Origin of the sequence: Saccharomonospora saliphila YIM 90502 (assembly GCF_000383795.1) — a bacterium.
Classification (GTDB): Bacteria; Actinomycetota; Actinomycetes; order Mycobacteriales; family Pseudonocardiaceae; genus Saccharomonospora; species Saccharomonospora saliphila.
The window spans coordinates 4,199-5,918 of the sequence record NZ_KB912683.1; the positions used below are offsets into that span (position 1 = coordinate 4,199).

A 1,720-nucleotide genomic window follows, 5' to 3' on the forward strand; every position below is an offset into this window, starting at 1 on the left:
GGTCGGCATCAGCTGACCCGCTCGGCGCGCGTCACGGCCGCCTGGTCTCGTCCGGGGCGGCCGCGCCGCGGCGGCGGGACTCAGATCAGCCCGAGCGCGAGCATGGCGTCGGCGACCCGCGTGTAGGCGGCGATGTTGGCCCCGGCCACGTAGTCACCCGGCATGCCGTATTCCTCGGCGGTGCGCAGGCAGCGGCTGTGGATGCCGCGCATGATCTCCTCGAGCCGGTCCTCGGAGTACTCGAACGACCACGAGTCGCGGGAGGCGTTCTGCTGCATCTCCAGCGCCGAGGTCGCCACGCCGCCCGCATTGGCGGCCTTGCCCGGGCCGAACGCCACTCCGCCGTCCTGGAAGATCCGGACACCCTCCGGGGTCGTGGGCATGTTCGCTCCCTCGGCGACGACCGTGCAGCCGTTGTCGACCAGCAGCCGTGCCTCCTTCCCGGTGATCTCGTTCTGCGTGGCCGACGGCATCGCCACCTCGCACGGCACCTCCCACACCTGCCTGCCGTCGACGTACTCGGCGTGGCTCGCCGCGTCGACGTAGGTCGACAGGCGCGCGCGCCGGACCTCCTTGATCTCCTTGAGCAGGCCGACGTCGATCCCCTTGGGGTCGAGCACGTACCCGGCGGAGTCCGAGCAGGCCACGACCCGGCCGCCGAGCTGGTGCACCTTCTCGATCGCGTAGACGGCCACGTTGCCGGAGCCCGAGACGACGACGGTCTTGCCCGCCAGTGAGTCGCCGCGGGCGGCGAGCATCTCGTTGGCGAAGTAGGCCGTGCCGTAGCCGGTGGCCTCCGTGCGCACCTGCGCCCCGCCGTGGATGAGGCTCTTGCCGGTGAGCACCCCCGACTCGTAGCGGTTCGTGATGCGCTTGAACTGGCCGAACAGGTAGCCGATCTCCCGGCCGCCCACGCCGATGTCGCCGGCGGGCACGTCGGTGTATTCGCCGATGTGGCGGTGCAGCTCGGTCATGAAGCTCTGGCAGAACCGCATGATCTCGCGGTCCGAGCGACCCTTCGGGTCGAAGTCCGAGCCGCCCTTGCCGCCGCCGATCGGCAGCCCGGTGAGGGCGTTTTTGAAGATCTGCTCGAACCCGAGGAACTTGACGATGCCGAGATAGACCGAGGGGTGGAAGCGCAATCCGCCCTTGTACGGCCCGAGCGCGCTGTTGAACTCCATCCGGAAGCCACGGTTGATGTGGATCTCGCCGTTGTCGTCCTCCCAGGGCACCCGGAAGATGATCTGCCGCTCCGGCTCGCAGATCCGGGAGACGATCTTGGCATCGGCGTACTGCGGGTGCTTGCCCACGGCGGGGCTGATGCTCTCCAGCACTTCCCGCACGGCCTGGTGGAACTCGTCCTCACCGGGGTTGCGGGCCAGGACCTCCGAGTAGACCTGCTCCAGCCGCTCGTGAATGGGCACTAGGACCTCCGCTCGACCTCGACGTTCGTCCGGCGACACACCATCAGGTGATGTTTCGCCCGGACTCGATCCTCCCCCGTGACCCGGCCACGTGCACAGAGTGTCTCCCGCCACGGTCCCCGCACCGCGTTCGCGACGCGGGCGGGAACGTGGCCACGGCGGACGCTCAGGCGGGCCCGGCGGAGCGGCGCCCCAGGCAGGCGAGCACGGCGGCGGTGACGACCGCGGGTTGCCAGGCGACCACGCCCATGAGCAGGAGTGCGCACCCCGCCAGCGTCGCGACGCCGACCAGCGCG

General features: G+C 70.2%; 1 protein-coding gene. It reads right to left on the bottom strand.

Annotated features, from left to right (window positions below; genetic code table 11):
* Positions 1 to 80 precede the first annotated feature (80 nt).
* Complete coding sequence (gene gdhA, locus SACSA_RS0114010) at positions 81 to 1,424, bottom strand: NADP-specific glutamate dehydrogenase (RefSeq protein WP_019816532.1); 1,344 nt, start codon at positions 1,422 to 1,424, stop codon at positions 81 to 83.
* Positions 1,425 to 1,720: the final 296 nt, after the last annotated feature.